General features: G+C 40.2%; 21 protein-coding genes. 2 read left to right on the forward strand and 19 right to left on the reverse strand.

The window, feature by feature from the left end; translation table 11 throughout:
- Positions 1–6: 6 nt before the first annotated feature.
- The 5 genes from AUF14_RS21860 to AUF14_RS21880 all read right to left on the reverse strand — a co-directional run bounded on the left by AUF14_RS21860 (position 7) and on the right by AUF14_RS21880 (position 5,947).
- Positions 7–786 (reverse strand): WxL domain-containing protein, encoded by a 780-nt coding sequence (locus tag AUF14_RS21860; RefSeq protein ID WP_070504674.1) that lies wholly within the window; start codon positions 784–786, stop codon positions 7–9.
- A gap of 37 nt (positions 787–823) precedes the next feature.
- Entirely contained in the window at positions 824–1,549 is a 726-nt protein-coding gene (locus AUF14_RS21865) for a WxL domain-containing protein (RefSeq protein ID WP_083291839.1), read from the reverse strand.
- A complete protein-coding gene (locus tag AUF14_RS21870; protein ID WP_070504671.1) occupies positions 1,524–1,916 on the reverse strand; it encodes an LPXTG cell wall anchor domain-containing protein in 393 nt (130 codons plus the stop codon). The genes AUF14_RS21865 and AUF14_RS21870 overlap by 26 nt, the downstream gene beginning before the upstream one ends.
- A gap of 8 nt (positions 1,917–1,924) precedes the next feature.
- On the reverse strand, positions 1,925–4,588 hold the full coding sequence (locus tag AUF14_RS21875; RefSeq protein WP_070504668.1) for a pectate lyase-like adhesive domain-containing protein: 2,664 nt from the start codon (positions 4,586–4,588) through the stop codon (positions 1,925–1,927).
- 699 nt (positions 4,589–5,287) lie between these two features.
- Positions 5,288–5,947: a cyclic nucleotide-binding domain-containing protein gene (locus AUF14_RS21880; RefSeq protein ID WP_016178033.1), complete on the reverse strand. Its 660-nt coding sequence runs from the start codon at positions 5,945–5,947 to the stop codon at positions 5,288–5,290.
- Positions 5,948–6,025: 78 nt separating this feature from the next.
- Between AUF14_RS21880 and AUF14_RS21885 the strand changes: the two genes are divergently transcribed.
- Positions 6,026–6,625, forward strand: coding sequence for a YczE/YyaS/YitT family protein (locus AUF14_RS21885; RefSeq protein ID WP_016178032.1), 600 nt, complete (start codon positions 6,026–6,028; stop codon positions 6,623–6,625).
- A 47-nt stretch (positions 6,626–6,672) separates the two neighbouring features.
- Here AUF14_RS21885 and AUF14_RS21890 read toward each other — a convergent pair whose 3' ends face one another.
- The 10 genes from AUF14_RS21890 to AUF14_RS21925 form a co-directional block, all read right to left on the reverse strand.
- Positions 6,673–7,821, reverse strand: a complete 1,149-nt coding sequence (locus tag AUF14_RS21890; RefSeq protein ID WP_049220317.1) for a cation:proton antiporter — start codon at positions 7,819–7,821, stop codon at positions 6,673–6,675.
- Positions 7,822–8,004: 183 nt separating this feature from the next.
- Positions 8,005–8,139, reverse strand: a complete 135-nt coding sequence (locus AUF14_RS23205) for a hypothetical protein (protein ID WP_256278189.1) — start codon at positions 8,137–8,139, stop codon at positions 8,005–8,007.
- A 57-nt stretch (positions 8,140–8,196) separates the two neighbouring features.
- Positions 8,197–8,844 carry a hypothetical protein gene (locus AUF14_RS23005; RefSeq protein WP_227656423.1) on the reverse strand — a complete coding sequence of 216 codons (648 nt, stop codon included), beginning with the start codon at positions 8,842–8,844 and terminating at the stop codon, positions 8,197–8,199.
- On the reverse strand, positions 8,793–9,077 hold the full coding sequence (locus tag AUF14_RS23010; RefSeq protein ID WP_227656424.1) for a hypothetical protein: 285 nt from the start codon (positions 9,075–9,077) through the stop codon (positions 8,793–8,795). Before AUF14_RS23010 ends, AUF14_RS23005 begins: the two co-directional genes overlap by 52 nt.
- Positions 9,078–9,361: 284 nt before the next feature.
- Complete coding sequence (pgmB, locus tag AUF14_RS21900) at positions 9,362–10,009, reverse strand: beta-phosphoglucomutase (RefSeq protein WP_070504665.1); 648 nt, start codon at positions 10,007–10,009, stop codon at positions 9,362–9,364.
- Positions 10,010–12,148, reverse strand: a complete 2,139-nt coding sequence (locus AUF14_RS21905; RefSeq protein ID WP_070504663.1) for a glycoside hydrolase family 65 protein — start codon at positions 12,146–12,148, stop codon at positions 10,010–10,012.
- Between the two features lie 53 nt (positions 12,149–12,201).
- On the reverse strand, positions 12,202–13,620 hold the full coding sequence (locus AUF14_RS21910) for a PTS transporter subunit EIIC (protein WP_070504659.1): 1,419 nt from the start codon (positions 13,618–13,620) through the stop codon (positions 12,202–12,204).
- Positions 13,621–13,635: 15 nt separating this feature from the next.
- Positions 13,636–15,069: a family 1 glycosylhydrolase gene (locus AUF14_RS21915; protein ID WP_070504656.1), complete on the reverse strand. Its 1,434-nt coding sequence runs from the start codon at positions 15,067–15,069 to the stop codon at positions 13,636–13,638.
- Positions 15,070–15,224: 155 nt separating this feature from the next.
- Positions 15,225–16,079: an AraC family transcriptional regulator gene (locus tag AUF14_RS21920; protein ID WP_070504649.1), complete on the reverse strand. Its 855-nt coding sequence runs from the start codon at positions 16,077–16,079 to the stop codon at positions 15,225–15,227.
- A 154-nt stretch (positions 16,080–16,233) separates the two neighbouring features.
- On the reverse strand, positions 16,234–16,599 hold the full coding sequence (locus AUF14_RS21925) for a potassium channel family protein (protein ID WP_070504646.1): 366 nt from the start codon (positions 16,597–16,599) through the stop codon (positions 16,234–16,236).
- A gap of 149 nt (positions 16,600–16,748) precedes the next feature.
- On the opposite strand from AUF14_RS21925, the gene AUF14_RS21930 reads away from it, so the two are divergent.
- Complete coding sequence (locus AUF14_RS21930) at positions 16,749–17,096, forward strand: DUF488 domain-containing protein (RefSeq protein WP_070504644.1); 348 nt, start codon at positions 16,749–16,751, stop codon at positions 17,094–17,096.
- A 304-nt stretch (positions 17,097–17,400) separates the two neighbouring features.
- Here AUF14_RS21930 and AUF14_RS21935 read toward each other — a convergent pair whose 3' ends face one another.
- From AUF14_RS21935 to AUF14_RS21950, 4 genes are all read right to left on the reverse strand, one after another.
- A complete protein-coding gene (locus AUF14_RS21935; RefSeq protein WP_070504641.1) occupies positions 17,401–18,546 on the reverse strand; it encodes a cation:proton antiporter in 1,146 nt (381 codons plus the stop codon).
- Positions 18,547–18,686: 140 nt separating this feature from the next.
- Positions 18,687–19,250, reverse strand: a complete 564-nt coding sequence (locus AUF14_RS21940; RefSeq protein ID WP_016178022.1) for a methyltransferase family protein — start codon at positions 19,248–19,250, stop codon at positions 18,687–18,689.
- 135 nt (positions 19,251–19,385) lie between these two features.
- A complete protein-coding gene (locus tag AUF14_RS21945) occupies positions 19,386–19,847 on the reverse strand; it encodes a hypothetical protein (protein ID WP_070504638.1) in 462 nt (153 codons plus the stop codon).
- 360 nt (positions 19,848–20,207) lie between these two features.
- Positions 20,208–21,035 (reverse strand): sugar-binding transcriptional regulator, encoded by an 828-nt coding sequence (locus AUF14_RS21950; protein WP_373367945.1) that lies wholly within the window; start codon positions 21,033–21,035, stop codon positions 20,208–20,210.
- Positions 21,036–21,058: the final 23 nt, after the last annotated feature.

Consider the following 21,058-nt stretch of genomic DNA (forward strand, 5'->3'; position numbering starts at 1 on the left):
TTAGTGTTAGTTGCCTGGTACGTCTGATAAGCTCCATGTTAATGAGGTGCTGTATTTCACTGCATCTTTGGGTGTACTGCCGGGTACTGCTAACGTGACAGCCTTGGTTACTTCAGCATCTACTTCATTTCCGTCTTTATCTTTTTCTTTGACCGTTTCGACTGTTCCCCAATGGTTAGAATAAGTTCCAGCACCTTGATTCACTTTCGCTGACATCACTAAACTTTCTGTCCCAGCTGGATCAAGCTCGATCGTTGCCGCTGCTGTTGGAAACACAGCTGTTGAGTTGCTGTTTACGGTCGGACTAACAAGTTTTACTTGAGAGCCTGTCAATGTATCGTTCAATGTACCGGTTGCTTTGAATTGGCCATTTTGTTTTACTTTCAAGGTCCATCCGGCATTGTTTCCGCGATTATCAGAAACCTGAACATAGTTCGGTGTTGCCGCATGTCCATCTTTGTATTGTTGAGCTCTTGCATAGTAGACTTCATCTTTATTGGTAATTTTATTTACCCCAAAGTCTAATGATGAAGCATAATCAATCGACAACGGACCGTCTGTTCCTGGCTTGGGACCTGTTGGATCAGTCGGATCAACTGGATCAACTGGGTTCGTTGGGTCTGGATCAGTTGGGTCAACTGGTTTTGTCGGGTCAGTATTTGGAATAAATTCCACTACACCGTTTGAATCGTAATCAACTGTGTCCGCCTGTGTAATCAGTCCGCCAACAGTTGATAAAGATAACGCTGCTAATGTTGCGACTGTCATTAATTTTACGTTTTTCATCGTCATGTTCTCCTCGTAATAAAGTTTTTAGGTTTCCTTAAGGTACATCTTTTAAACTCCATGTTAGGGAAGTTTGATATTTTTTTGCATATTTTACCGAGCTGCCGGGAACGTTTAACTGAACCGAACGTCCGCCGCTGGTTTCATCTGAGCCAAACCGATACAGCCAAGTGCCAATTCCTTGTTCATTGTTCGCAGTTATAACATTGACTTCCGAATCCAATGGCATTTCGATCGTTTCCTTGGCGCTTGGTGCATAAGAATCTGGAAGAGTCGAGATCATTTCACCATTTTTAAGCCATAGTTCAGCACCTGCAAGCTTTTGCGCTTCAGCGGTTTGGAATTGACCATTTTGTTTCACGCTCAATTGCCAACCTGAGCCAGTTCCGCGAACATCCGTTACTTGAACATAGTTGGGGCCCTTTTTCTTCGTTCCGTCAAAATCAGTGTATTCCTGCGGTAGCGCATAATATGTTTGATCTTTAGTCGAAATTGCCTGACTTCCAAATTGAAAGCTAGAGGCAAAATCAAAGGAAAGACTGCCGCCAGTACCTTCCATCGGACCAGCTGGATTAGTAGGATCAACAGGTACCACTGGTTTTAACGGGTCCGGCAGCAAAGGATCAAGCGGCTTAACCGTTGTCTCTCCACCGCTTTGGTACTTCATATGTGTATCTGTAGTATCAGCCAGTACAGCTTTTTGTCCAACAGAGGTTGTAAAGAGCAGGAGAAGAAAACTAAATAATTGAATTTTTTTCACCATTCTCCTCCTCCTTCAGTTTAAAAAAGACGAGTGACAATAAGAAAAAACCACTCAATGTAGCGAATAGATTTGAGGTATCTCCCGTCGCCGGAATGATGGTGCCTTCTCCTTTATAAGACGGCAATCTGCTTATTAATTGATTTGTCGTCTCACCTGCTGTTCCGCGTGTTTCTCCATTCACGGAGGCTTGGTTGTCTTCTTCATTTTCCAACGGCTGTTCTTTTTCTGGTTCATCTTTTGGGTATTCATATTTTCCGTAAAACGCTGTAACCCCGTTACTATCATAGTTAGCATCTGCCGCAAAGACAGGCACAGTAGTAAAGAGCGCCAGCATGATCAATAAACTATTTATAACTAATCGTCTCATCTACTCACCTAATTTCCTGGGACATCTTCTAGTTTCCATGACAATTTTCCTGAATAGTCTCCGACACGTTGTTTTTCGACCGGGACCGTCAGCTTGAACCCGTTGCTGCCTTGCCAATCAGCCGATATATTCTTTGAGCCATCAGAGGCAAAGGTTCCCGACTCAACGATTTGTGTCGCTGTCGTAATTTGCTTTTCCCCTAATTGAGAGGTGTAATAAAGCGTATCTCCAAGCGATACCGTGCCGTTTGTCAGCTCTTCTGATTGACTTAACGTTAAGCGCCAAGGCTTTTTCGCTCCGCCGCGAGTATCTGAAACAACCAGATCACCATTGACTGTTGGACGATACTCTTGTGTCTTGTTCGACACTTGATTGTTTCCAAACTCTAGTCCTTCCGGCACTGAGGCCAAAGATAGATACCCTACCACGGTGGCTTTTGTCGCTGCCTTGAATGTCGCATCACGATAATTCAAATCAGTTTTTGGATTGATATTACCGATCGCGTTATTTGTGCTTGGACGTTCTGCTTCACTAAGTTCAGTAATAGGTCCACTTTGGTCTTGTAAAAAGAATTGAAGAACATCGTCCTTCACAAGATTCAAACTAGAGATATCAATTTCCCATTTTCCATCCGCGCCGACCAGCTGTCCTGGAATCCCCGATGGCTGATCATTAACGGTTAATGTTATAATGCTATTAGGCTCCCCAGTTCCCGTTAGCTTAGTAGTCGTACTTTGGATGGCGTCCGAATGATCTACTTTAGCGGGTTCTGGTGGTGTTGCATCAATAACGGTCGTTTCAATTGGATCTGGTGTGAGCCAAGGTCCCCGTTCAGCGATACCTGAAATTTTTTCACCAGCTTTTTGAAATTGAATTGGGTCATTTGTATCTGAGTAAGAAGCATAGCCATTTACATCTGTGAATAGATTGTCTCGAACATTCCCATAAGTATCAGTCAAAGTGAGCTTCGCCTGATTCTCTGAGGCATAGACCGGAATGTATTTGATTTCTCCAGCGACTAAACCATTATTATCAGGTACTTCCCCAATAATCACACGACCCTTAATTGTTTTATCCGCATCTGTAACCGGCGTCCATTCAATCTTTGGATTCTGATTCATTCCTGAAATTCGACGGTAGTTTGCCTGTTTGAATTGATTCAGTGAAGCAACCGATGTCGTTACAACTTCTCCGCTTCCGCTCCCAACTACCTCAAGACTTGGAACTTTAGCATAGGTTTCATTAGATGGTCCAAGAACTGGAACACCGACCTTCCATAAATCGATATCTGAATCAAGAATAGAGAATTTATTATTTGCAGTATTCCCATAAGCAACATTTACCGCCGTTCGACTATCATGTAAATTTCGCAAATCATATTGAGCAGGGCTGTTTAATGTTAAGGAATTCCCTGTTCGATTGACACTCGCGATTCCTGTAGCATCCGCCGCTAAATTGATCAAAGGCTGACTACTTGTCCCAATGACATAAAGATAGCTCCCAGGTTCTGCATTCAGATAGGTATTATTGTTACTAAAGGCCACTACTGAACCAGATGCTTGTTTACTCGTCAAATTCACGACAGCACCTTTTTTGATTGTCATTCCGGCACCAGCATCATCAAAACGTACCGCATTTCCTGGCATGTCCACGTTGTACACACTGTTTTCGCCAACCGTTAGAGCAAGATAATGATGATAAACAGCAGGATATGTACGCCCCGCAGTTTGCGTTTGTCCAACGTCGACACGACAATTCTTCCCGATTGTAAACTCTCTGGAAGCTCCGGTTGATCCAGCATTCGCTGCATCGTTGTACCAAAAGACAGAGAAATTATAGTAGTTTACGTTCCCTTTATATTGGGTTCCATCCTCCATAATAAGACTGCCTAAATAGAAATTTTCCGCTCGTGTATTAATATCCATATCGCCATATACTCTCACCTCTGAATGAGAGGCTCTGGCTAATCGCTGCACCCCCGACTCAGCGGTGATATTCCCAAATCGATATTTCCACTTGACACCGTTCGCAGTAATCAATCGAGTTCCGACGATATCTTCTGAATAGGCTCCAGCATAGGTTTGATTTAACACAATATCATGCATGTGGAAGGACCCAATAGCATTTTGTGGTGAAGCTAAATAGATCGACGAATCTTTAAAATTCACTCGGTGCCCCTGCCCGTCAATCTCTAAATCATTTTTTCTGGCATAGGCAGAAAGCCTTGTATCTGATGCACTAGGATTATCGAAGCTTGCGGCAAGGATAATTTTGGTGATGGTTTCGTCTCGAATAGCATTTACAAAATCAGCCCATGTACTTACTTCCGCCTCATTGGCTGCCAAAAGGCGCAAATCAGCCTTTTCGACCTCTTCACTATCCTCTTTTGTTTCTGAACTTTCCGTCGTTTTTTCTTCTGTTTCAGAATCTTTTGTTGCTTCTCTCGCTTCTTCTGAAGACGCTGTTGACTCTGTCGTTTCATCCACCTTGCTTGTATCGGTTTCAGCAGGATTTGCAATTTCGTTGAGCTTCATGCTATCCTCTATACTTTGGTTCGGTTTCTCAGATGAACTGGTAGAATTCGTTATTTCTTCAGCACCTGCAGAAAAGACATTCAGATTTGGGAGTAAAATAATTAGTAACAAGAAAAAAATTATTCTCCGCTGGTTCATTTCTTTCTCACCTCCTTCACAATCAAAATCCTATCACATTTAATAGCCAGTTTTTATAATTATTTTTAAATAAATTTAGAATTAACTTATAACCAATTCAATTTCAATTTATTTTTAGCAAAACCAAAGCGAATTACGTATATTTTTTGTTAAATAAATAATCTATGTTACATTACAAATAGATTACGAATTTAGCTCTATCCTCTTTGAAGTGGATTTGTTACATTAAATACAAATTCCTCTAAACGTTGTTTTGTCGCTTTTCGTAATTCAGATAGCTATTCACACTGACAGGGCTGAGCGTTCTTTTAGTGCTATTTGGTTCTTTGTAAACTAAAAGTATCAGCGATAAAGAGGACATCCTTTTGAAGTATTCTTGTTCACATCAGATTTTTTTCAATCTGTCTGAGTTACAAATCAATCAGCTTTTATCACGATTGAAATGGAATCTCTTCACCTTCCAAGCCTCAATCAATTTTCAAGAGTTGAACCTATAAATCTTGTTTGGTTCGCGGGATAGAACAAGAGGAAAAAGGCAGATTAAATAACAATCTATTTTAGAATAATTTCAATCTGGTTATTAAAATTATTCACCTATACCAAAAAAAATTTTTCCAAAACAAAAAACTCCTAATTTTTTTTAAAATTCAGGAGTTTTTTTCCTTTTATTGAAATATAAGGTTTTGTTTGCTTGGTTTTTTAAGCTTCATTCCCTGCTTTGATCAATCTGCGCAGCTTTGCTGGATGGATCAAATAACCCATCTTATTCCTTTCAATGTACCCATTTTCACGCAAAAATTTAAATGTATAGGTCAGATGACGATAGCTGACGCCTAGATAATCAGCAATCTGCGTATTGTTTTCAGTGTATTGATCATTTACCGCAACTTCCAACAATAATGAAGCTAGGCGATATTTCAGCTCAAAGGTTTGAGCATGAGAAAAATGTTCCATTCGCAGTAATAATTTCTTTCCTATGTATTGAGCGATAAATGTAGGGAATTCTACTCGCTTCATTAAAGTAGTCTCGACTACATTTAATGGAATAGCCAAACAGCGAACTGCTCCGATGGCGATTACATCCTTAGGTGCTTCTTCAGCTTTTACTAAGGTCAGCTCACCAATCAGATCCCCTACTTCCAGAAACTGCAAAATGATACTTTTCCCATTTGGTTCTTGCTGAATAATCCGTGCTTTTCCTTCCAAAATGATAAATAAATATCGCAGCTCTAGCATTTGATCAACAATTTTTTCATTTCGATCAAAGTCCATCAAAAAACTTTGGCTTAAAATCGATGGCGATAAAAAAGGAAAATCTAGCTGACAAGTTGCCTCAGTATACTTTTCTTTTTTTCTCATTAGGCTATATCTCCTAGTTACAACTTTTTATTTCCGTCATACTCATCCTATCAATTAGTTATTGGAGGAACAACTATCATGAATCAAAAAAAATTAACTCTCTCGTTTCTGTATTATCTGATCAGCGCTTTTGGCATCAGCTTGACCTTAAAAGCCAGCATCGGCATCAGCAGCTTCAACTCGCTAAATGCCACACTTGCCGAATTTAGCCAAATAAAGATCGGCACAATCACTGCTGGATTGAATTTTCTATTTTTGATTGCTTGTCTGCTGCTGGACCCACAGCTAAGAATAAAAAATTATCTGATAATGAGTATTGCCTTGCTGTTTTTCGGCTCAACCATCAATCTGTTTACTTATTTTCTTTTTCCGCTTTTTACGTTACATTCCTATCTATTAAAATGCCTGCTATTTATTCTAGGAACAATTATCGCGGGGATCGGGACAGGAAAGGTTTTGAAATACCAATTACTCAAATTTCCAATCGAGACGTTTTGTCTCTTTCTTTCCGAACGAACTCAGCGCAGTTTTAAATCTTATCGCTATAGTATTGATCTATTTTGTATCCTGATTGCATTAGTTTTAACTTATTTTTTCCATCTGACTTTGATGGTACGAGAAGGAACACTTATTAGTTTTCTTTTATTGTCACCAGTGATCGCTTATGCAAAAAATTAATGAAGAAAAACATCCTATCGCTTTATAACTCGATAGGCTGCCAATTTTCATGCATAGAGTTTTTTTGTAAAGTATTTTAGTAAAAAAGGCGAGGATAATGTCGTAAATAGGATTACTAGAATAATCGCTGAGTAATATTTTCCTACAACCAAATGGGCCTGAAACCCTAATTGAACAATAATTAAGGCCATCTCACCTCGAGAGACCATTCCCGAGCCCACCATCAAGCTGCTCTGATTATCAAATCCAGAAAATCTTCCCCCTAAATATCCGCCGAGCAGTTTTGAAAAAATAGCAATAGTAGTAAAAACAAGGACAAAAAGCAATTGCTTCGATAAATTTTCAAAGGTAACTTCTAAGCCGATACTGATGAAAAAGACTGGAATGAACACCGCATAGCCGATCGCTTCAATATTGTAGCGGACATCCTTCCAAACATTGGTCTGACCGATGGCAATTCCTGTTGAAAAAGCACCAATCACTGAACTTAATCCAATGAAATCAGCCAAGTAGGACATACTTAAACATAAGGTCAAAGACACGATGATTACTGAAGACTGGGCAAAGATTTTTTTACTCAAGTTCATTAAGTACGGAGCGCCCCACCGAATCAAGAAAAAGACCGCTATGAAAAACAAAACCTGTGCCAGCAGCATAAAACCAAGCGGCTTTTCATTGCCATTCTCCACGCCTAAAAGCGGCATGCACAAGCTGACGATCAATACTACCAAAATATCGTCAACCACAGCAGCACCGAGAATCGTTGAGCCTTCTTTTGTGTTGACTACCTTCAGCTCCTTCAAGACCTCCACCGAAATACTGACAGAAGTTGCGGCTAAAACCAGTCCGAAGAAAAAGGACTGATTCATTGGAACACCAAAAAGACTCCCACTCCCTGTCCCTAATAACAGCGGAAACAGAATTCCCAGTAAAGCCACAAAAACTCCAGGGCGGAAATATTTTCGCAGCAGAGGCAAATTACTTTCAATACCTGCTAGAAACATTAGTAAAATGACCCCGATCTCAGAAAAATCCGTCACCAGAATATCTGGATGAACGATTTTTAATCCCCCGTTTCCCAGTACAATCCCTACGAGTAATTGTCCAATCACCGCTGGTATACCTATTCTTCTTGAGAAGTGACTTGCTACGGTAACGCTCACTAAAATCAGACACAAAACCCCAATAAATTCCATCTCTTCGCCTCCACAATTGCCTACTGAAAAGCTAGTATTAATGCAATTGTATTCGTTTACAACTAGGAAGTCCATCGGAAAAATGAGAACTGCTGAGAAAGCAGACTGACTTTATGATTGCCGCATCAAGATTATTTTTTTGAAGCTCCGTTTACGGTACTATCCAGTTACAAAAAATTTTTCTCAAGTGCGCTTATGATTATCCTGAAACTTCTTTAAGAGTTTTCTTTTCTCTTTACTTGGTCTTTTTGTTTTTTTATTAACCACGGATTTTTCCGGTAAAATTTCTTCCACAATGGCGGTATCTGCTAAAGCCAAGGCTGAAATCTTCTCATCTGCTCCATCGGTTTCGCTGGATACGTTATCTGACTGATGTTAATTCGTTTCCTTGTCAAATGAACTGATCCTATCATCTAAATCTGATTCAGCGCCAAATGACTGATTAAATGTCGACAGTTTCCCATTTGAAAAGAACGATTCTTCCTCCAGCATTACTGCTTTTGCTTCTTTAAATATCTGCTTTATTAATACAATCAGCGACTCTTTACTAAGAGTATTTAGATCATACCCCTCCAAAAAGTCCGCATCTTCAGCAAGTGAATCGTCATGTTGGAGTGAGATTGCCGCCTGTGTCTGTTCTGTTGTTCCCCGTGAACTGGAGACAATAGTGGTACCTGCACAATCATAATCAATGTATTCGGCAAAGCGACGCACGCCATCCTTTTGAAAGATTGTTAGATTAGTCAAAATCTCAAGTATCCGTTCCGTCTCTTCAACAGTATTCCTCGGGTCAGCATCTCTTAATCTCCAAGTATGCTTCTTCCCGCTGGCATCCTTATAAATCGTCACAAGAGTATAACTACCAAATTCTTTCGTAATGGCCGCACTCCCCGTATTCTTCAAATAACTAGCTTGAATCCGTGTATTTTTTGTCGCCTTTTTGTATTTTTTCTCACTGATAAATAACCGCTTTATGATCTGCTGCCACTCTGAATCGTTGAAATAAGATTGGAAGTAGGGCAAAAATTTTTCAGTGTATTGCTGGGTCTAGCATGGCTATAAATCTCACGAATCACATCCTGAAACAACAATGAAAAATCTCCCAGAACAAGTGCGTGACGCACCATGAGGGCAATCGCGTATTCAACGACAGAATCTGCATCCTGTGTCTTTTCGAAATATTGAACCACTTTTTTCTCAACAGTTTCACGTTTAGTACAAAACAATTGCCTTTGCTGAAGCTTCTTTATTTCCATGCTAGACCTCTCCTTTTTACCATTGTTGTTTTCTCGTATGCGTTAATGATACCGCATTAAATAACTCACTACCAATTTTAAAATCTTCACAAAATTTAAAATTTTGAATTCGCAAAATAGGATTTTTCGCGTAATAAATAGAACGTAACCCAAGCAAAATTGCTTCACCGCGATTTTTTTAAATAAATCAGAAGAGATGTGATAAGATCAAAATAAGAAAATAAACAAATCACTCCTTTTTCCAGAAAAAAAGACTACCAAAATTTCTGGTAGTCTCTAACTATCTACAAGCAAAGCAATTCCTCGATAGTCAATTCCGAAAAATCATTCACTACTCGATCAGCACCTTTTAACTGCTCCGCCGCCCCGATACCGACGGCATACATCCCGCAACCTTTGATTCCATCGATTCCTGCCTGTGCGTCTTCAAAGCCGACCACTTCTTCAGGCTTTAAATTTATTAATTCAGCAGCTTTGATAAAAATTTCTGGATCGGGTTTGCCTTTTGTCAACGTTGTTGGATCAACGATACCGGAAAAATAGTCGCTGATCTGCAATTTGTCCAAAATATATGGGGCATTTTTTGATGCTGAGGCAATCGCGCAAGGAATTCCGACCTCGTGGGCATTCTCTAAGAATTCTCTGACTCCTGGCAATACGTCTTCAGGCGCTAACGTCTCCAACAATGCCACGTAGTGCTGATTCTTTTTTTCTGCCATTCTATTTAATTCTAAGTCGGAGTAAACATCCAGTTTATCGTCCTGGGCTAAAATCCGCGCCAGCGAATCCTGACGACTGATGCCCTTCAGCTGTTCGTTGAAGGCCTCATCGATCGTAATCCCGATCTCAGCGGCTAGCTGTTTCCAAGCAATATAATGGTATTTTGCCGTATCTGTGATCACACCATCTAAATCAAATACAAAACCTTTCATTTATTGATGCTCCTTTGCGACTTTTTCGATCCAATGCTCTTGATGACTGACGTAAACACGATACTTTTGATTTTTAAAATAGGTATAAAAATCAATTTCGTCGATCTCTGCCGGCAAATGGGGATCAATTGTCAGCCTATCTTCCACTATCTGAAGATTACAAAAACCATAAACAATCGACATGAAGGTTCCGCCCATCGATGCGGTATGGATACCGTCCTTCGTATTTTTATGACTGTTATCTAGATCGGTTCGGGCATTTTTGATAAAATATTCATAGCCTTTTTCTACTTGTCCCAAACGACTATATACCGTTGAAAATGTCGAGTAAGATAGAGAAGAATCATGAGTCGTTACCTCATCGTAGTAAGCGACACTCTTAGCGGTTGTCTTCTTGTCAAAGGAATCTGGAAACAGCATCAACGCTAGTACGGCATCCGCTTGTTTAGAAATTTGATAACGATAAATCGTCAATGGATGATAATTGAGCAATAAAGGATAGTTTGTTTCTTCTTTAGAGTAAGGCCAAAAGCTTTTATTCAAGAAATCCCGATCCTGAGCAATTATTCCTTTTTCTTCATCAAAAGGCAGTGCCATCGCCGCTGAAAATTGCGCAAAATCCTGTAACTCTGACTCTTGAAGCTGGAGCTTCTTGTTCAAATCGGACCAGCTTTCAGGATGATGCTCTCTCAATAATTTCGCGAAGCGATTGAGCCATTGGAATTGATAAGCAACTAATTGATTGGTGTAATAGTTGTCATTAACCAGTACCGTGTATTCGTCTGGACCGGTAATTTTATCGATGTGAAATTTGCCGTTTTTCATGTAGCCGATTTCGCTGAATACACGAGCCGTTTCCAATAGAACTTCAAATCCACAGTCCGCAATAAAGGCTAGATCGTCCGTATAACGATAATATTGAATAAACGCGTAAGCAATATCTGCGTTGATATGGTGCTGCGCGGACCCGCCTTCGAAAAATGGGGAAGACTCAGTGCCTGAGATCGTTCGCCATGGATAGAGTGCCCCTGTTTGATAGCCGAAAAGCTGACGATTCTCCCGTGCTTTGTCCAAAGTAGTATAGCGATAAGTCAGCAATTGCTTCGCCAGCAGTGGATTTAAATGCAAGAAGACCGGAAAAACAAACATCTCCGCGTCCCAAAAGTAATGCCCTTCATAACCGCTGCCGCTCAAACCTTTAGCCGCAATGCTAGTGGTATGATTCGTCCCAAGTGACTGAAGCAGAGCAAAGGTACTGTAATTGACACTCTCTTCAAGGTTATCTGTACTTTTGATGTTTACTTTCGCACTTTGCCAAAAATCATTCAGAAATTCTATTTGTTTCTGAACTAGTTTGGCAAAGCTGCACTCAATTTTCTCGTGCTTCTGCTGCTGAAACGCATAGCTTAGATTTTTTTGATAGCTGTCGCCCTCTAGCTTTGTGCGAATCACGATTCGGTCCTCTTCAATCGTTTGTTCGACTGTCTGATTATCAATCGACCAAACTAACTCCGCTTCCAATTGGGAATACTCGGTGCCGAATACACAGCTCTTTTTGGCTAAATCAATCTCCTTAATCACAATCTTTTGTAGGTCATGGCTCATGCGCGGATCGTTTTTATCAATCGTGCGCACTGGATAGAAATTTAAATGGGTGGTAAGTTCAATTTCCTCTTGATGATTCAAACGCTCGAAATCAATCTTCAGTGAAAAAAGATTTTTATAATGGAAAGAGATTAAACGCGAGATCGTGATTTTTGTTTGGCGGCCTTGCGGCGAAGTCCAAACTAAGTTCCTAACTGTAATACCCTTTTCCATATCCAAATAACGTTCACTGTCACTGATTGTTCCTTCCATAATGGAAAACTGTTCACCACCGATGGTAATCAAGGTTGTTTGCCCGTCGATCACGCTGATCATGGTTTCTCCTGTCGGGGTGAAGCCATACATTTTCTCTGGATAGTGCAGCTCTTTGGTTTCGTAAAAGCCATTGATATAGGTCTCACGGTTGGTAGAAAAATGATCGTAGTAGTCCTCCTCCAGATTTCCCCGCAAACCAATATAACCATTGCCGTTAAACAGCAAACTCTCCGCCTTTTCCAAGGTTTCGGTTTCGTAATCATTTAAATAAATTTTCATAAGTGATCCTCCAAAAAGCAGGATAGAAGATTCTTCTACCCTACTCAGCTTTTTTATGAATTTACTGCCAAGCCTTCCGCAGATTTTTCAGTCGGTGTGGCTTCAATTTTTTCGTCCTTTTGCAGAACGAAGGTCAATACAAAGGATAAAACCACCGACATCAACATCATGGATAATCCTGCGATGACATTGGCTGTGCCCTTATCACCTGAGAAACCTAGAATTGCCATCAAACTATTTTGTGGTACGTACAATGTCACATGCATCAATCCGGCAAAACAGCCTGAAATACCCGCACTAATACAAGCCGCCACTAATGGCTTTTTATATTTCATCGTGATCCCATACAGGGCCGGTTCGGTGATTCCCATAATAGCCGATATTCCCGCCGCTGCAGCGATTGATTTGACATTCTTTTGTTTGGATTTAAAGGCAACTGCCAAAGTGGCTCCGCCTTGTGCCAAGTTGGCACAGATTTGCGCGACTAGAATCAACGATTCAGTGCCCGTTGCGGCAAAAGAGGCCACAAAGATTGGTGTCAAGGCATGGTGCATTCCGGTCATAACGATAAACGGCATTGCTGCTGCTAATAGCGCTACCATGATAAAGCCTAATTGACCTTGCATTAAGTTGATCACCCAAGCCAAGCCTTGTCCAGCATAATTACCCAATGGGCCAATCACGATCAAAGCTAACGGTGCAGTGATTAATAAAGTCAGCGTTGGATTCAACAGAATCTTCAAGGATTGCGGAGTGATTTTATCCACGCCACGTTCGATATAAGACATCGCCCAGATCGTCAAAAGCGCCGGAATCACCGAAGCCGCATAGATCACCCCTTGAATCGGCATTCCCAGAAAAGAGATTGGATCGCCTGAAGCTACCCACTGACTAAAATTAGGATGCAGGAAAACACCCACAACAATAATAGCGATTGATGTATTGACTTTAAATTTATTCGCCGCAAAGACGGCTAACAGAATTGGCATAAAATAGAAAGCACCATCTCCAATAAAATCTAATACACGATAAGTGCTTGATTCATTTGACATCCAATGGAAAGTCGTCGACAACGAGAGAATTACTTTGATCATCCCGGCAGCGGTCAAGGCAGGGATCATCGGAGTCATACAGCCAGTAATCGTATCGACAACTCTATTTAAAATACTCGTTTCTTTGGTTGAAGCTGCGGAAGATGCCTCTTTTACTTCAGAATCGCCATTGGCTATTCCCTGACGAATCACTTCTTCAAAAACATCGCCTACATGACTGCCAATAATTACCTGTAACTGCGTTGGTGTGGGATTTACACCCACGACGCCATCAATCTGCTTTAGCTCTTCCAGATTTGCCGCAGCTTGATTTTTTAAATCAAAACGTAAGCGGGTCGCGCAATGGACTGCTGAATTGATGTTGTCAACTCCCCCAAGTCCTTGAATGATTTCCTTTACTAATGGTTGATACTTTTTCATTTTTTATACCCCTTTCTATTCAAATACAACGACTCCATTTGATAAAATAATTTTTTGATAAAAAGCAAAGCTGTCTTTCTTGTAACGCTGATGTGTTCCCTTATTTTGATCATCCTGGTCCACATAAATGACCCCATAGCGCTTACTGATCTTTCCTTCGCTGACACTAGGCAGATCAATGATGCCCCACATCAGATAGCCCATCAGCTCAATGCCATCCTCTTCTACTGCTAACAGCATATTTTTAATATGCTCTCGCAAATAATGGATACGATAATCATCCTGCACCTTTCCATCCGCGAACTCATCCTGAGTTCCGATCCCGTTCTCCACAATGAATAGCGGTTTGTGATATCGATCCTGCAGCTGATTTAAGGTGATTCGTAAACCTAACGGATCATCCTGCCACACACTCTTGCCTTTTGGTAAATAAGGATTTCGCAGCGTTGTGTAGCCATTTGTAGCGACACGATCAATTCCGCTCTCCTCAGCCGCGGTGCAGGCACTGGAATAATAGCTGAAGGAAACAAAATCAACGGTATTCTTTTTAAGTATTTCGTCGTCCTCTTGATCGATCCTCAGCTTCAAATTCTTTTCAACAATATAATGACCAAAGAATTTCGGATATTCTCCAAAGACTTGCACATCGGAGAAAAGCAAATTCTCTCTCTCCTGCTGAAGTGCCGCGAACACATCTTTGGGATCACAAGTATACGCATAGGTTTTCCCAGCGGCTAACATCGCACCGAATTGGTTTGCGGGATCAATTTCTTTTCCAGCTTGAATGATCAACGCATTCGCCAATAATTGATGATGGCCCGCTTGGTATTGCATCGACAAATTGTCTTTGCCCTCTTCAAACAGGATGCCTCCGCCGATAAATGGAATATGCAGAACCATATTCATTTCATTAAAGGGAATCCAATACTTGATTCGCCCTTTGAAACGTGTCATTACTGTTTTGCCGTAATGAAGAAAGAAATCAATAACCTTGCGATCCTCCCAACCGTTGTATTTTTTGACTAAATGGACAGGTATCTCAAAGTGAGACAATGTGACAATCGGTTCCATCTGCTGCTTCTCAAGCTCGGTCAAAAGATCCTCATAAAATTTTAGCCCTGCTTCGTTGGGCTGCTCCTCTTCCCCTGTCGGAAAGATTCGCGACCAAGAAATGGAAAAACGAAAACTGTTCACACCAAGCTCTTTTAATAAACCAATATCCTCTCGATAATGATGATAAAAATCATTGCCGTTTCTCCCAGGATAAATTTCATCTCCGGTAGATGCTAAGATCGAATCTGCTTGATTCTTATATACTGCTTTCAGTCGACGATCATCTAGCGGTAAATAATCAAAGTTTGAAGGTTGCCGACCATCTGCTAAATAATTCCCCTCACTTTGGGCAGCGGAGATCGCTCCGCCCCATAAAAATTGCGTTTCTCTTTTCATCTATCTTTTCTTCCTCTCGGTCAGTATCCGTTTTCATCTGTGTTGATACTTTTATTATAGCGAGGAAAAAATTTTTTTATTCGCCCATTTTTGTTGTATTATTCTCAAATATTGTCGAAAGGCAATTACCGTATAAGTAATTGCCTTTCAAGTAGTTATTCAATTTTCATCGTATTCCGATATTCTAAGGGAGCCATCGCCATCGAACCTTTAAAAAGACGATAAAAGGTTTTGTTACTTTCAAAGCCTGTTTGTGCAATGATTACCGATACTGGTAAATCACTATTGATCAGCAGCCACTTAGCTTTATCAATCCGATAATCGTTTAAAAAGGTTAAAAATGTTTTACCCGTATTTTTCTTAAAAAACTTCGTAAAATAAAACGAGCTATAGCCGGCAACTTCAGCGATATCCTGTAAAGTCAACGCTTCTTGATAGTGTTCCTCGACAAAATTAAAAATCTCGTCCAGCTTTTCCAGCACATCCTGAGTCGCCAGCTTATTGATTTTCTTTGGTTGCTTTACTTGCTTGGGAATGTCTCGTAGCAGTCGTTGAATCAGTTCAAACAATCCAGCCTTTAGCGCAAATTGATAACCAATTTGCTGCGTCTTCATTTCATAATTCATTGCTTCCAGCAAAGTTCTGATCGCTGTCTCATCTGATTCTCCCCACTGCGGACTAACCGGCAACAGCTCTGAAAACAGCTTCTGCAAATCTAAATTTTCTTTATTTCCTGCCGTAAAGTAATTCGAATCAAATTGATAAACCAGTCGTTCACTTCCAGGCGAAGCCAAAACATAATGAATCAGCCCGCCTCCAATAAAGGCGATCTCACCTTCACTCAGTTTATATGGAACATCGTCAATCCCCAATGAGATCGTCCCTTTTATCACATAAATCAGCTCAACCTCGCGATGCCAGTGAGGCGTGGTCAAAATATCGCCGTCATTCACCAATATTCGAAAAGGAAACTCTTTATCTAATTCAGGCATTTCTAAATAAATTGCCATCGCATTCACCTCATGGTTATTTTGGCGGAAAAAAAGCAGAAAGTAAATACTTGTTTCTTCCCCTCTCGATGACTAAACAACGAAACCTAGTAAAAGCAGGCAACGCATGACTTATCCGTTGCCTGCTTTCATCTTATTTGGCTGTTAAAAACCGTTACTCCTTATTTACCGGTGCGCTTTTCTCATGATGCTTTTTCTGTTTATGATACTCAGCCAAAGCCCGACTGAAATTCGCGATCACGCCCGTGATGATTCCGACACCAATCAGCACATAAATAATCGTAAACAGTTTTCCTAAAGCTGTCTGGGGCGCTAAATCCCCATACCCGACTGTCGCTAAAGTCATGACGGAAAAATACAATGCGTCGAGATAGGTCATCCCCTCGACATTATGATAAAAAACCGTCCCAATCAGCAAAATAAACAACAGCGCCAACATGATCGCCTTTTGTTCTTCCTGTCGAAACAAAATTTTTAAGATGTGCCACAAGCTTCTAAATAATAATAAAAATGCAACCATGAGAGCCGCCTTTCAGATCTGTTATATATTCAGCTACCCTATTTTATCAGATATTCGCATCAGCATAAAATCTCTCTTCCACAAAAGTTACTTTACTCACTCTTTATCACTGTCTTTGTTAAAATAAAAGAGCAAAGGAAGTGTTCAACATGTTAAAACTGAAAAGAGCTTATCTACCAGCAGAAGATACTGATGGCTACCGCGTGTTAGTAGATCGCCTATGGCCGCGAGGAAAATCCAAAGAAACGGAAAAAATTGATTTGTGGCTGAAGGAAATCGCGCCCAGTCCTGAGTTACGTAAATGGTTCAATCACGATTCCGAAAAATATCCAGAGTTCCGTGAGAAGTATCACCAAGAATTACAAAGCGGTCCACAAAAAGAAGCTCTGAAGCAATTACAGGTAATTATCAAGCAACATAAAACAATCACCCTAGTCTACAGCGCAAAAAATGAAACGGAGAACAACGCTCAAGTCCTATACGATCTTCTTCAATAAAAGACAGTGAGCCTGATGAGCATCCTTCTGACTTATTGACTTATAATATTGGAAAATATAGCGATAGGTATGTCTAACTGAATCCTATGCGCGGCGAGAATAAAACTTGTTTGGGTTAGAAGAAATCGAGATCGTGGCCCTAACTGTTACCTAAATCTTGAGGCATAAGATTCAAAAGGACAATCTTTCCATTCTCATAAGCATAATCTGCTTCGCCTGTCAGTAAAAATTACTGGCAGTTTTTTATTGCTAATAACTACAAAACTACCTAACCAGCATACGCCAATTAGGTAGTCGTTTTTAATCAATAAATTTTACGTGTAAAGCTTTTTAATAAGAAAGGTGAAGCCAAAGTCGTAAACAGAATAATCAAAATAAACGCTGAATAATAATGATCTGTGACCAATCCGCTTTGATAGCCTAGCTGTACAATGATCAAGGCCATCTCTCCTCGCGAGACCATTCCTGAACCTACCATCAAGCTGCTGTTATTGCCAAATCCAGCCAATTTTCCGCCAATGAAGCCGCCAGCAAGCTTTGAAGCAATCGCGATTATCGTCAGAAGTAATATGAACAACAATTGTCTACTGATTCCCGCAAAGGAAACCTCTAATCCTATACTTACAAAGAAAACTGGGATAAATACCGCATAACCGATTGCCTCCACGTTAATTTGGACATCCTTCCAATCCTTTGTCTGACCAATTGCAACGCCAGTAAAAAATGCGCCGATCACCGAGCTTAAACCGATAAAATCGGCTAAATAGGACATACTCAAACACAGAATCAGCGAAACAATGATCACTGAAGACTCCGCTAAAAGCTTTTTACTCAGCCGCATCAGATACGGCGCGCCCCAGCGAATCAAAAAGAATACACCGGCAAAAAATAGCACCTGTTCTACCAGCATGACTCCCAATGACCGATCATTTCCGCCCTGTGCCCCTAAAAAGGACATACTCAAGCTGACGATCAAGACGACTAAAATATCATCCACCACAGAAGCACCAAGAATCGTCGACCCTTCTTTAGTATTGATCACATTTAGTTCCTTCAAAACCTCAACCGAAATACTGACAGACGTTGCCGCTAAGATCAGCCCTAAGAAAAAGGACTCATTTAGTTGAATCTGAAAAACAATCCCGCCAAGCGTTCCTAGCAAAACCGGAAAAAGAATCCCCAAAACGGCCACATACATCCCCGGACGAAAATATTTCTTAAGCAAGGACAAATCACTTTCGATCCCAGCCAAAAACATCAATAGAATTACGCCTATCTCAGAAAAATCCTCTACTAAAATATCCGGATGAACCAAATTGAAGCCAGCCGTTCCTAACAAAATTCCCACCAACAGCTGGCCGATCACCGCAGGTATGCCGAACCTTCTAAAAAAGTGACTCGCAACTGTTGTACTGATTAAAATCAAACATAAAACACCGATAAATGCCATTTCCTTCATCCCCTCACATTTCACAATAACAAATCATTTTGACTTTAATCGTGAAATTGTCTCGACCTCTTTAGTCTACCGAAAATGAAATCGATTGGAAAATAATTGGATTCAATGGAAATGCATTGTAAATTTTTGCATTACAAATATCTTCTCACCGCTTTTTGATAGTCCCGATAGCGCTCACCGAAAACAGTGGTCAAATAGTTTTCCTCTCCGCGAATCTGCAAATCAAACAGGAACAACGCCAACACCGCCATTACAATCATAAGGAGATTCGGAAATATCAGCGCAAAACCCAGATACAACAAATCAAAGGCCACAAAAGCCGGATTTCGACTAAATCGATAAATTCCAGTAGTCACTAATTCTGTTCGTTGTTGTTCATTAAAGCCCGCTCGCCAATTCAATCCCATCGCTTTGACCGCAATAAAGAATAAAATTACTCCTAAAAAAGTTAGAACTAATCCAGCATATCGCCAGCCTGTTTGATTAACAGCGAATAGGAATGGCGCAAGAAACTGAATAAGCGCACCAAATCCAGTCATGATTCGTAAAACAATTTCAAAATACTTTTCACGCGAACTCTGTTTGTCACCTAGTAAGTTAACCTTGATTCCCTGTTTTCTTAGCACCCATGCCTTCCCAAGGTAAATCAAATAGAAGGCTGTTAAACCCAGCAATGCACTAACACGTATTAGCATGTGAATTCCTCCTTTTACATATGAATTTAAATTCATATGTTTATTATTTCATATGTGCACTTCTCCGTCAACAACAAATAAACACCCAATGAACAAGTAATGGCCCATTGAGTGTTTATTTGCAAATTATCCTTTTTACAATTTAATATCCTCGATATTGTCTGTAATAATCCAATCATCCATGTTTTTTTCGCGATTATAATAGAAGGGTTCAATCTTCTCTAGATAGCTAACCTCATAGAGTCCGATGCATTTTTTCCCATGCCATCGCGCTTTTTGCTTTTTAGACAAATTTAGCTCCTGTCCAAACTCTTCGATAAATTCGGTCGATTCTTCCGGTGTCATTTTGTATTTCTCAATCACTTTGGTTAACACACCACGATGAGTAATTTCCATTTTCCCGCCCTTTTCAACAAAGTATAAGATATCGTTCTCTTTCGCGCGTCCCCCCAGCGGACTCTTCTTGCCAGCAGCCCCGCGAATAATCATGGTTTTTTCACCATTGATCAATTTTTCCAATTCCTTGCCTTCGTTATCTAAATAAACCAAATGCTCCGCTTGTCCCTCTCTTTTTTGGTACCAATCTCTATTTTCCATTCCTTCAGCCTCCATATTCTAAAAAACTTGTTACTAATTACTCTATAGTAGTACAGAATAAATTTCTACTCATTTTCTGTGTCAAAATTGGTAAATTTTCAACTCGTGAATATAGAAAACATGATTAATAGGAATTAAATTAAATAAAACTATTGTTTAATAAGACATTTTCAAAAAAGAATTTAATCGTAAAATACTCAGGAAAACACGTTAGTTCATGATCATTTGATATACCCATTAAAGATCAAGGTTTGTTGTTCTTTTTAAATAGAAAAACAAATACCTCACAAACTTTCGAAATTGATCGTTTACAAGGTATTTGTATCTATTTTATCATGCTCTTCTCAAATCATTAAATTTCTATTCCACAGCTGCATCCAACAACGCCTGAGCAATTTTATCTGTCGTTACAAGAATATTAATCAGATTTGTCTCAATGGCGATTTTTGCAATATTCGTTCTTCTGATGTCATCCACAATCGTCATTACTTGAGGCATTTTTCTGATATTTTCTAACGTAACTCCCACGATACTTTTGTTGATCTCGTTATCAACTTTCTGGCCATTAGCATCAAAAAAATTGGAATTGATATCCCCCACAACCTTATCTTTTTTCAACTGTTGAATATCTTTTCCAGTCAGATAGCCAATCTCTTCCATTGTACTTCCCGCATAAGGATTTCCTAAACCTACAATCGCAAAATCAACGTTGGAACCATCATCAAGAACTGATTTTATCGTTTGATTGTTTCTTAAAGCGACCGCCAATTGCTCATCTGGTAGCATCGCAGGCGTATACAGGTATTTTGATTGCCCTCGAATTTTTCTGGCAAGATCATGACACAGCTGATTGGAATGAATATTAACATGTGAATCGCCCATTCCACCAATCAATGGCACGACAGAGACTGCCATGTTGGAGCTATGAATAATAGAATCAACGATACGGCGGATTCCTTTCCCCCACGAGATTCCGATACGATCAATTGACTTCAAACGACTGTTCAAATAATGAGCACCATAGTTGGCAGCTACTTTTTCAACCTCTTCATTCGTGAGATCCTTAGAATCAATGACCATGGCGGTTTTCAATCCATAGACTGCTTCCAAAGAGCGTTCCAGTTTGGAGGTATACTCATTTTTACTGTTGATCGTAATTTCTACAATCCCCTGTTCCCTTGCATCCAGTAAAAGCTTAGAAACAAGAGAAC

The organism is Enterococcus avium, from assembly GCF_002891025.1.
Taxonomy (GTDB): Bacteria; Bacillota; Bacilli; order Lactobacillales; family Enterococcaceae; genus Enterococcus_A; species Enterococcus_A avium.

What these genes read in the sequence shown, in the direction of transcription:
- AUF14_RS21890 (WP_049220317.1), bottom strand. Translation starts at nt 7,821, where the DNA reads ATGGAATTTATTGGGGTTTTGTGTCTGATTTTAGTGAGCGTTACCGTA.
- AUF14_RS21940 (WP_016178022.1), bottom strand. Translation starts at nt 19,250, where the DNA reads ATGCTAATACGTGTTAGTGCATTGCTGGGTTTAACAGCCTTCTATTTG.
- AUF14_RS21880 (WP_016178033.1), bottom strand. Translation starts at nt 5,947, where the DNA reads ATGAGAAAAAAAGAAAAGTATACTGAGGCAACTTGTCAGCTAGATTTT.
- AUF14_RS21860 (WP_070504674.1), bottom strand. Translation starts at nt 786, where the DNA reads ATGAAAAACGTAAAATTAATGACAGTCGCAACATTAGCAGCGTTATCT.
- AUF14_RS21920 (WP_070504649.1), bottom strand. Translation starts at nt 16,079, where the DNA reads ATGGCAATTTATTTAGAAATGCCTGAATTAGATAAAGAGTTTCCTTTT.
- AUF14_RS21910 (WP_070504659.1), bottom strand. Translation starts at nt 13,620, where the DNA reads ATGAAAAAGTATCAACCATTAGTAAAGGAAATCATTCAAGGACTTGGG.
- AUF14_RS21865 (WP_083291839.1), bottom strand. Translation starts at nt 1,549, where the DNA reads ATGGTGAAAAAAATTCAATTATTTAGTTTTCTTCTCCTGCTCTTTACA.
- AUF14_RS21925 (WP_070504646.1), bottom strand. Translation starts at nt 16,599, where the DNA reads ATGGTTGCATTTTTATTATTATTTAGAAGCTTGTGGCACATCTTAAAA.
- AUF14_RS21885 (WP_016178032.1), top strand. Translation starts at nt 6,026, where the DNA reads ATGAATCAAAAAAAATTAACTCTCTCGTTTCTGTATTATCTGATCAGC.
- AUF14_RS23010 (WP_227656424.1), bottom strand. Translation starts at nt 9,077, where the DNA reads ATGGAAATAAAGAAGCTTCAGCAAAGGCAATTGTTTTGTACTAAACGT.
- AUF14_RS21870 (WP_070504671.1), bottom strand. Translation starts at nt 1,916, where the DNA reads ATGAGACGATTAGTTATAAATAGTTTATTGATCATGCTGGCGCTCTTT.
- AUF14_RS21905 (WP_070504663.1), bottom strand. Translation starts at nt 12,148, where the DNA reads ATGAAAATTTATTTAAATGATTACGAAACCGAAACCTTGGAAAAGGCG.
- AUF14_RS21945 (WP_070504638.1), bottom strand. Translation starts at nt 19,847, where the DNA reads ATGGAAAATAGAGATTGGTACCAAAAAAGAGAGGGACAAGCGGAGCAT.
- AUF14_RS21875 (WP_070504668.1), bottom strand. Translation starts at nt 4,588, where the DNA reads ATGAACCAGCGGAGAATAATTTTTTTCTTGTTACTAATTATTTTACTC.
- AUF14_RS21930 (WP_070504644.1), top strand. Translation starts at nt 16,749, where the DNA reads ATGTTAAAACTGAAAAGAGCTTATCTACCAGCAGAAGATACTGATGGC.
- AUF14_RS21915 (WP_070504656.1), bottom strand. Translation starts at nt 15,069, where the DNA reads ATGAAAAGAGAAACGCAATTTTTATGGGGCGGAGCGATCTCCGCTGCC.
- pgmB (WP_070504665.1), bottom strand. Translation starts at nt 10,009, where the DNA reads ATGAAAGGTTTTGTATTTGATTTAGATGGTGTGATCACAGATACGGCA.
- AUF14_RS21935 (WP_070504641.1), bottom strand. Translation starts at nt 18,546, where the DNA reads ATGGCATTTATCGGTGTTTTATGTTTGATTTTAATCAGTACAACAGTT.